The 9,461-nt window shown below is 64.4% G+C and carries 9 protein-coding genes; 7 read left to right on the forward strand and 2 right to left on the reverse strand.

The genetic code is table 11. The features are described 5' to 3' along the window. On the reverse strand, nucleotides 1-519 hold a 519-nt coding region (locus ACLL97_RS00280), incomplete at its 3' end, for a biotin/lipoyl-containing protein (RefSeq protein ID WP_411278467.1). A 163-nt stretch (nucleotides 520-682) separates the two neighbouring features. Here ACLL97_RS00280 and ACLL97_RS00285 point away from each other — a divergent pair. The 6 genes from ACLL97_RS00285 to ACLL97_RS00310 all read left to right on the forward strand — a co-directional run bounded on the left by ACLL97_RS00285 (nucleotide 683) and on the right by ACLL97_RS00310 (nucleotide 8,020). Next, nucleotides 683-1,729 carry a zinc-binding dehydrogenase gene (locus ACLL97_RS00285; protein WP_411278468.1) on the forward strand — a complete coding sequence of 349 codons (1,047 nt, stop codon included), beginning with the start codon at nucleotides 683-685 and terminating at the stop codon, nucleotides 1,727-1,729. Then, the gene (locus ACLL97_RS00290) at nucleotides 1,726-1,950 is read left to right on the forward strand and encodes a hypothetical protein (RefSeq protein ID WP_411278469.1); all 225 of its coding nucleotides are present in this window, start codon (nucleotides 1,726-1,728) and stop codon (nucleotides 1,948-1,950) included. The genes ACLL97_RS00285 and ACLL97_RS00290 overlap by 4 nt, the downstream gene beginning before the upstream one ends. 88 nt (nucleotides 1,951-2,038) lie before the next feature. Further along, nucleotides 2,039-2,944: a mechanosensitive ion channel family protein gene (locus tag ACLL97_RS00295; protein ID WP_411278470.1), complete on the forward strand. Its 906-nt coding sequence runs from the start codon at nucleotides 2,039-2,041 to the stop codon at nucleotides 2,942-2,944. Next, nucleotides 2,944-3,810 carry a hypothetical protein gene (locus tag ACLL97_RS00300; protein WP_411278471.1) on the forward strand — a complete coding sequence of 289 codons (867 nt, stop codon included), beginning with the start codon at nucleotides 2,944-2,946 and terminating at the stop codon, nucleotides 3,808-3,810. The genes ACLL97_RS00295 and ACLL97_RS00300 overlap by 1 nt, the downstream gene beginning before the upstream one ends. A 183-nt stretch (nucleotides 3,811-3,993) precedes the next feature. After that, nucleotides 3,994-6,531, forward strand: a complete 2,538-nt coding sequence (gene gyrA, locus ACLL97_RS00305; protein WP_411278472.1) for a DNA gyrase subunit A — start codon at nucleotides 3,994-3,996, stop codon at nucleotides 6,529-6,531. A 13-nt stretch (nucleotides 6,532-6,544) separates the two neighbouring features. Beyond that, nucleotides 6,545-8,020 carry a diguanylate cyclase gene (locus tag ACLL97_RS00310; protein WP_411278473.1) on the forward strand — a complete coding sequence of 492 codons (1,476 nt, stop codon included), beginning with the start codon at nucleotides 6,545-6,547 and terminating at the stop codon, nucleotides 8,018-8,020. Nucleotide 8,021: 1 nt separating this feature from the next. Here ACLL97_RS00310 and ACLL97_RS00315 read toward each other — a convergent pair whose 3' ends face one another. Further along, nucleotides 8,022-8,489 (reverse strand): CoA-binding protein, encoded by a 468-nt coding sequence (locus ACLL97_RS00315; RefSeq protein WP_411278474.1) that lies wholly within the window; start codon nucleotides 8,487-8,489, stop codon nucleotides 8,022-8,024. 54 nt (nucleotides 8,490-8,543) lie between these two features. Here ACLL97_RS00315 and ACLL97_RS00320 point away from each other — a divergent pair. Beyond that, on the forward strand, nucleotides 8,544-9,461 hold a 918-nt coding region (locus ACLL97_RS00320), incomplete at its 3' end, for a saccharopine dehydrogenase family protein (protein WP_411278475.1).

Here is a 9,461-nt window from a genome sequence, read left to right on the forward strand (position 1 = left end):
AGCGGCCGGAGCTGCCGGAGCGGCCGCCGCCGCCGGAGCTGCCGGAGCTGGGGACGCGATGGCGGCCATCACGTCAGGCTTCGACACCACTCCACCACGACCGGTACCCGCCACGTCTGCCGGGTTGATACCGGCTTCCGTCGCGAGTCGCGCGGCGGCCGGCGACACCTTCACGTCCGCACCCGCGCTTGGCGCGGTCGCCGATAGCGGCGCCACCGGAGCGGCTGCCGTGGCCACCGGAGCCGCGGTGGGAGCGGACGCCGCCGGAGCAGCACCAGCACTGGCACTCGCCGTGATCTCACCCAGCTCGTCGCCGACGTTCACCACATCGCCTTCGCCCTTATGCCGCTTCGTGAGCACGCCAGCGTCGAGGGACGGTACTTCAACGGTGATCTTGTCGGTTTCGAGCTCAACCAACGTATCGCCGGCGGCGACGGTGTCGCCCTCGTTCTTGAGCCAACGGGAGATGGTCGCTTCGACGATGGATTCGCCGAGCGGCGGAACCTTGATGGACGACATGTGGCGTGACGGTCGTAGTGAACAGTCGGGGGAGTGTAATCCTCCCAATATAGGCCTCGGACCGCCCTGACAGGGGGTAGGGCCGCCTTCGGTGTCCTGCACTCCCATTTCCGAGCGGGGCAGAGGAGATTCCACATATCCGTCCACCTCTTCCAGACCCGTCATGACCATGCGTGCCCTGACGATCGATGCCCACGGCGGCCTCGACCAGCTTCGCGTCCGCGACGATATGCCGTTGCCAGCGCTCGAGAGCCCGGACAGCGTGCGCGTACGGATCAAGGCGGCCGCCATCAACCGGCTCGATTTGTGGGTGCTCGGTGGAATTCCGGGTGTGAAAATCCAGCCGGGGTGGGTGCTGGGTTCCGATGGGGCCGGCATCATCGATGCCGTCGGTGACGCCGTGCACGGCATTGCTCCGGGCGATCATGTGATGCTCAACCCCGGCCTCGTGGACCGGAGCTGCCGCTGCGAATACTGCCGCGACGGCGATCAGCCCCTCTGTCTCACCTACGGCATTATGGGCGAGCACCGCCACGGCACGATCGCCGACTATGTCGTCGTGCCGGCCGACAACGTGCGGGTGATCCCGGACACGATCCCGTTCGAGACGGCCGCGGCCTTCCCGTTGGCCACGCTCACGGCCTGGCGCATGATCGTGACCCGCGCGCGGGTGCAACCCAGTGATCAGGTCTTGATCTGGGGGATCGGCGGCGGCGTGGCACTGGCCGCCCTGCAGATCGTCAAACACCTCGGCGCGACCGCGTGGGTGACCTCGGGCACTCCTGACAAGCTGGCCCGGGCGCAGGCGCTCGGCGCCGATCACCTGCTCGACCACCGACAGACCGACCTCGGTCGCGACGTGCGTGCCCGCACGGGCAAGCGCGGCGTGGACGTCGTGATCGATTCCGTTGGCGAGGCGACCTGGTCACAGTCGCTCGTGGCGCTTGGGAAGCGGGGGCGACTGGTGACTTGTGGCGGCACCAGCGGACCGTTCGTGCAGCTCGACGTGCGCCGGATGTTCTGGAATCAGTGGACGCTGATGGGGTCCACCATGGGGAACGACGCCGAGTTCGATGCCATGACGGCGCTGTTCCGGGTGGGAGAGCTGATGCCACCGGTCGACTCCGTCTGGTCCATCGAGGAGTCCCCCAAGGCGTTCGAGCGACTGTCCTCGGGCGCGCAGTTCGGCAAGGTCGTCATCCGTCTGTGAGCGAAACGGCACGCTTTACATCGGCCGAGGAAAGGGCCATGCGAGAGACGGTGCAGAGCGGGGAGATCCCCCTCTGCCCACGCTGCTCGGTGCTCATGACGCAGCGGGCCATCGGCGGCGGCTCGTTTGGGCTGGGCTATCACCGGCAGCGGGAGTGGCTCCTCTGCCCGCACTGCCGTCGCAGCGTCATCTTTGACGTGAAGCGGGGAACGCGACTCTAAGTAAAGTACGCCTCCCCGTTGGGGATCCCCTCCGCGGTGACTGGCGCTTCGCTATTTTGCAGCAGGTCCGCAGGCACCCCCTCTCAATTTGACTTTGTTACAGCAACAGTTTCCCGACTCTCTGCAGCTCGCGGCCACCGCGACGCAGACGGATTCGGGTCAGGCCGCACTCACGTCGACGTTCACGGAACGTCTCGAGCAAAGCTTTGCGCTGCTCGGGGAATTCGTGCCCGCGCTGTTCGGCGCGCTCGTCATTCTCTTCGCCGGCTATCTCGTGGCGAAGGTGATTGAGAAAGGCACCGCGCGTTTGCTGCGCCGCATGCATTTCAATCAGCTGCTCGAGCGCGGCGGCGTGATGCAAGCCGTCGAACGTTCGGGTTCGCATCTCAATCCGGCGAAGGTCATCGCCAACCTGCTGTTCTGGTGCGTGATGTTCGCGGTGCTGCTCGTGGCGGCGAATGCGATCGGTCTCGAGTCGCTCGCCAACGTCTTTTCCGAACTCGTGAGCTACATCCCGAGTGTGATCGCCGCGATCGTGATCATCATCCTCGGTATCGTGCTCGGTGGGTTCGTCGGTGGCCTCATCATGGCGTCGGCTGGCGGCCTGCATGGCGGTCCGTGGTTGGCGCGGACGGGTCGCGCGGGTGTGATTGTGCTGGCGGTGTTCATGGCGTTGCAGGAACTTGGCATTGCGACCGACATCGTCACGACGGCCTTCGCCATCCTGTTCGGCGCGGTCGCGCTGGCGCTCTCGTTGTCGTTCGGTATGGGCAATCGTGAACTCGCGGGTGAAGTCACGCGCGCGTGGTACCAGCGATATCAGGCTGAGCGTCGCGCGATCGACGCCGAAGCGGCCGCCGATGAGGCGGAAGAGTTGGCGGAGGAGAAGTCGGAAAACGAGACCGCCGAAATGCCGGTGCCCGAGCCGCCGGTCACGGTGGTGAAAGCGCCGGTCACGGTCAACGCACGCGAGTACGAAGAGAGCAAGCATTGATGACGGTGAAGTCCCGGCTGTTGGTCGGACTGGTGTTGGCGCCGCTCTGTGCACCGCTGAACGGGGCCGGCGCGCAGTCGGTGGCGAAGGGTAAGCCGACGGCGGTGCCCAACAGTGAAGCGGTGGCGACGGCGCATCTGGCAGCGGAAACGCGCGACTACGCGCAGCGCTTGCACGCATGGCGTCGTGAGTACCTTGCCCGCGCGTCGTGGGCTGCCTTGGGCGACCGGTGTAATCCCGGCGCCCTGCGGGTGTTCACGAAGGACACGACCCCGGCGCTGCAGAAGTCGTTGCAGTCGTTGGTCGAGCGGATGGAGCAGACGATTGTGTTGCAGGGTGCCGGCCGTTCGCTGGCGACCCCGGAGACGCGAGCGTTGTTGCGCGTAGTGGTGGGCTGGGAGGCCGGCATCGACCGACCGCGTTGGGATGAAGACGGGACCGGCGTGCATCGCGCCGTGGCGGCCGGACTCACCGGCGAGGTGCCAGACCCGACGACGGCGGGCTGTCTGTCGTCGCCGGTGATGGGCGACACGGTGACCTTTGTGGTCCCCGGCGTCCGCGACATGGAGTTCCCCAAGGCGCCGCGTCCTCGGGTCAAGGCCTACTTCGGACCAGAAGGGCAGCAGCGGGCCCGCGACGAGTTCTTCACGGCGGTGGGCCGCACGACGCCGGACGCCGACCTGTCGTATATCGTGGTCGCGCCGATAGTGATGTGGCAGGAGTACGCGGTGGTCGGCGTGCACCGTCCACGGGAGCGCGGCGGCGTTGCAATCGGCTCGGGCAGTAACGGCGGGGCGGCGTATCTGTGGCGCCGGGTTGGCGGCGAGTGGCGGCTGCTCTCGATCGTACGCAGCTGGGGCGCGTGATGGGGCGCGTGATGGGGCGCGTGATGGGGTGGCGGTTCGCGCGCTGTCCTTGCAACAAGTTTCTAAGTCGTTGAATTGTAGCAGTTTACACCAGACTCGACGCGTTGTTTTTACGCTTCGGGTGGTGTATATTGAAAGGCTGTCGATCAAGTTTCGGATCACGTCTCTCCTGCCCGACGTCACATGACTGCACCGAACGCCCGCGAACGTATCCTGCCGCGCCTCATCGATGAGGAAGTCAAGGAATCGTTCATCAACTATTCCATGAGTGTCATCGTCTCGCGTGCACTGCCCGACGTGCGCGATGGCCTCAAGCCTGTGCATCGCCGCGTGTTGTACGCGATGAACGAGCTTGGACTGTTGCCGGGGCGTCCGTTCAAGAAGTCGGCGACGGTGGTCGGTGACGTGCTCGGCAAGTATCACCCGCACGGCGACAGCAGCGTATACGACGCGCTGGTGCGCATGGTGCAGACCTTCTCGTTGCGCTATCCGCTCGTTGACGGTCAGGGCAACTTTGGCTCGATGGACGGGGACAACGCCGCGGCGTATCGCTACACCGAAGCGCGACTGACCCGCATGTCCGTCGAAATGCTCGAAGATATCGACAAGAACACGGTCGATTTCGCGTCGAACTTCGACGACCGTCTCCAAGAGCCGCGTGTCCTGCCCTCGGGTGTGCCGAACCTGCTGGTGAACGGGTCGTCGGGTATCGCCGTGGGCATGGCCACGAACATCCCGCCGCACAACCTGCGCGAAGTCGTCACCGCCGTGATCGCGATGATCGACAACCCCGAGCTCGAGGGCGCCGCCCTGCGTGCGTTCGTGCGCGGCCCCGACTTCCCGACCGGCGGCTACGTCTACGGCCGGGCCGGGATCGCCGATTATCAGGACACGGGACGCGGACGCATCGTGATGCGCGCGAAGGCCGTGATTGAAGAGAAGGAATCGACCGGCCGTTCGCAGATCGTGATCACGGAAGTGCCGTATCAGGTGAACAAAGCGAAGCTGGTCATCGACATCGCCGAACTGGTGCGTGACCAGAAGCTGACGGGCATCAGCGCGCTGCGTGACGAGTCCGACCGTGATGGCATCCGCGTGGTGGTCGAACTCAAGCGCGATGCCATCCCGCGTGTGGTGCTCAATCAGCTGTACAAGCACACCGCCATGCAGAGCACGTTCGGCGTGATCATGCTGGCGCTCGTGCCCGACGTGAACACGCGTCAGCTCGTGCCGAAGGTGCTCACGCTGCGTCAGTGCATCGGGCACTACATCGAGCACCGCCACGAAGTGATCGTGCGTCGTACGCAATTCGATCTCGACAAGGCGCTCGAGCGCGAGCACATCCTCGAAGGATACAAGATCGCCGTCGACAACATCGACGAAGTGATCCGCATGATTCGCGCGGCCGACGACACGCCCACGGCGAGTCTGCAGCTGCAGGCGCGCTTCGGTCTCTCCGAGCGGCAGGCGGAAGCGATCCTCAACATGCGTCTCGCCAAGCTCACCGGCCTCGAGCGCGACAAGCTCGAGGAAGAGCTTCTCGAGGTGCGCGCGTCCATCGTCGAGCTACGCAGTATCCTCGAGTCGCGTCCGCGCCGCATGGACATCATGAAGGGCGAGCTGCTCAAGCTGATGGAGACGTACGGCGACGATCGCCGCACGGAAATCGTGAGCGACGAAGGCGAGTTCTCGATCGAAGACCTGATTGCGGAAGAAGAGATGGTCGTGACCATCTCGCACAACGGGTACATCAAGCGCACGCCGCTGTCGCTGTACAACCGCCAAGGCCGCGGCGGTCGCGGCAAGTCCAGCGCGGATCTGAAGGAAAGCGACTTCATCGAACGCTTCTACGTGGCGAGTACGCACACGTACATGCTGATCTTCACCGATGACGGCCGTTGCTTCTGGCTCAAGGTGCACGAGCTGCCACAGGCCGGACGCAATACGCGCGGCAAGCCGATCGTGAACCTCATCAACGTCACGCCCGACACGCGCATCCGTGCGATCGTGCTGACACGCGAATTCAGCGACACGGAATTTCTGCTGTTCTGCACGCGCAAGGGCACCGTCAAGAAGACGGCGTTGTCGCAGTACAGCAATCCACGCTCGAACGGCATCAAGGCCATCAAGGTCGAGGAAGGCGATGAGCTGATGGACGTACAGGTGACGTCGGGCACCAACGACGTCGTGCTCGCCACGCGTCATGGACTGTCGGTGCGCTTCCACGAGAGCGATGTGCGGGAGATGGGCCGTGACACCACGGGCGTGAAGGGCATCGAACTGCGCCCGGAAGATCAGCTGGTCGGCATGGTCGTGATCAAGCGGGAAGCGACGCTGCTGGTCGTAACCGAAAAGGGATTGGGCAAGTGCAGCGAAGTGAGCGAGTATCGCGTGCAGAAGCGAGGCGGCAAGGGTATCCTCACGCTCAACCGCACCGCTCGAACCGGTGACGTCGTCGCGCTCATGGAAGTCGTGCCGGAAGACGAACTGATGCTCATGACGCGGCAGGGTGTCGCGATTCGCTCGCGCGTCAGCGAGATCCGCGTCACTGGTCGCGCCGCCCAAGGCGTGAAGCTGGTGTCGCTCGATGACCACGATGCCGTGCAAGCGGTGGCGCGCGTGATTCCCGACGACAAGGATGACGTGGACGGCGCGGAAGGCCCCGAAGGGGAGACCCCCACTGGAGAATTGGGACTCGACGGTGGTGGCGGCGCACGATGAATAACGCCCGCTGATGCCCATCTCCCGAATTCTCGTCGCCGACGACGACGTGGCCGTCCTCGAATCCGTCACCTGGCTGCTGCAGGAAAACGGATACGAGGTGATTCCCGCCGATGGCGGGATGGCCTGTCTTGAACAGCTCGAGAAGCGCACGCCCGATCTGCTGCTCCTCGACATCCTGATGCCGGATGCCGATGGATGTCAGTTGCTCGAGCGGATCAAGAGCGAGGAGCGCTGGCGCGATTTGCCGGTGCTCATGCTCTCCGCGCAGCCGCCAGAGGACGCGTCGGTGCGGTCATTGGGATTGGGCGCGGCGGATTTCATTCGCAAGCCGTATCGTCCGAAGGAGTTGCTGGCGCGCGTGCAGGCCCAGTTGCGGACCGGCGCCATGCTGCGGTCCACCCGACTGGCACTGGCGCGCACCGAAGAAGCACTGGTGCGCGCGCAGCAGGATGCCGACAGCCGTCGGAAGCTGGTGGATATCCTGCACGAAGTGACCGGTGATTTGTCGGTCACCGAACTCTTTCATCTTCTCGTGCGCCGTGCGGCGCGCGCGCTTGGTGTGTCGCACTGCTCGGTCGTGTTGGCGCGGCCGGGCGACGCGCAGGCCGTGGTCGTCGCGGCGTTCGAGAACCCGGGGCTGCAGCATCTCAAGATCGAGCTCGATCGCTATCCAGAGCTGAAGGCGGCCCTCGAGTCGGGACAGCCGGTCTTGGTGGAAGATCTCGACACGCATCCGCTGTACGAAGGAGTCCGGAACGTGTGGGGTATCGAAGGCATCGAAGTGCCGATCCGCTCCGTGATCGCCTTGCCGTTCACCGTCGACCGCGGTCAGTACGGTGTGTTCCTCGTGCGCCGCACACGCGATCAGGATCAGTTCGGGCCGCACGATCTCGAATTCGCGCAGTCCGTGATCACGGCGGCAGTGGCGGTCATCCAGCGCGCACAGGTGGTCGAAAGCACGATGGCCGACAACGCGAGACTCGAGCAACTCGCGCAGACCGATCCGCTCACCCAACTGCTCAACCGGCGCGCCCTCACCGAGCGTATCACGGCGGAAATGGAGCGGGCGCTGCGCTATGACTCCATGCTCGCCCTGTTGATGATCGATCTCGATCACTTCAAGAAGGTCAACGATACCTACGGCCACTTGGTCGGTGACGACGTGCTGCGTGACGTCGGCCAGTTGCTGCTCGACACCATTCGTGGCAGCGATATCGTGGCCCGGTACGGCGGGGAGGAATTCCTGGTGCTACTTCCGGAAACGGATGAGCCCGGCGCGGTGGCGTTCGCCGAGCGCATTCGAGCGGCCGTGGACGAATTCGAGTTTGCCCGCGGCGGTGAGCATCCGCCGCTCAAAATCACCGCCAGCGTAGGCGTCGCGGTGTTTCCCGCGGCGCGCATCGAGAGCGTCGAAGATCTGTTCTCGCGGGCCGACGCCGCGCTCTATCGCGCCAAGGCCGACGGTCGCAATCGCGTGCGGCAGTAGCTCACTGCCGCACGTGCCGGTGTTCGATCATCGCGCACCGGTCTTGCACCACATCGATGCCGGCCTTGGCCAGCGTCTCCGCCATCTCGGCGTCGCTAATGCCCTGCTGCATCCATACCACGCGCGGCGTGGCGGCGAGAATCTCCGCGAGGTGCTGCGTCACATCGCCTGATCGGCGGAAGAGCAGCACCATATCGGCCGGCGGCGTTACCGTGTGGAGTGAGCGGTGGACCGCAACCCCGAGGATCTCCGTGACTTCCGGGTAGTAGACGGGCACTGGCACGATCTCGTAGCCCGCGCCCTGCAAGTATTCGGGCACGTAGTACGCGGGCCCACCGACCAGCTCCGGTTTGATGCCGATCACGGCGATCCGATGCACCGACGAAAGCACCTGCCCCAGTTGTGAGGTGTGCTTGAGCAGATGCGAACGCCATTCGGTCGCTTCGCTCCCTTGGCTCGCGGTAGGCATTAACTTGTCCTCCATCAACACTCCCCCTCTCTAGAACTTGCTGGAGCCACCCACATGCGCATGCTTGTACTCGGCGCGGGGCTGCAAGGCACCGCGTGCACGTATGATTTGCTGAAAAATCCGTTGGTCACGCACGTACTGCTGGCCGATGTTCGTGTTGGCGCCCTACCCGCGTTCCTCGCGCCCTTCGTCGGCTCGCGCCTCGAGGCGATTGCGCTCGATGTCCGTGATGCCCTTGCCGTTCGCACGGTGTTTTCCCGCTGCGATGCGGTCCTGAGCGCCATCCCGTACTACTTCAACGCCCCGCTCGCCGCCATCGCCGTGGAGGTGGGTGTCCACTTCGCCGATCTTGGCGGCAACACCGAAATTGTTCAGGAACAGAAGAAGCTCCACGCGGCCGCGAAAGCCAAGGGGATCAGTGTGATCCCCGACACCGGTCTCGCCCCGGGTATGGTGAATGTGATCGCCCAACACGGGATCGATCAATTCGATACGGTGGAGAGCGTCAAGCTGTTCGTGGGCGGACTACCGCAGACGCCGGAGCCGCCCCTTGGCTATCAGATCGCCTACTCCATCGAAGGGATGGTGGACTACTACACGACCGCTTCGTTGGTTGTGCGGAATGGACAACCCGCCCACGTGACCGCGCTTTCCGAACTCGAGTCGGTGCAGTTCGCCGAGCCGGTGGGTGAGCTCGAGGCATTTCACACGGCAGGTGGCCTCTCCACGATGGTGTACCGTTACGCCGGTGTCATTCCGACCATGGAGTACAAGACGCTGCGCTATCCGGGGCACGCGAAGATCATGGAAGCCGTGCGCGACCTGGGTCTGCTCGACCTCGAGCCGATCGATGTAAAAGGCACGCGCATTGTTCCGCGTGATGTTGTCATCGCCGCAATGAAACCGCATCTCACCAAGCCGGACAGTCCGGATCTCGTCGCACTGCGCGTGACGGTTGAAGGAACAAAGCAC

It is taken from the genome of Gemmatimonas sp., from assembly GCF_046594945.1.
Taxonomy (GTDB): Bacteria; Gemmatimonadota; Gemmatimonadetes; order Gemmatimonadales; family Gemmatimonadaceae; genus Gemmatimonas.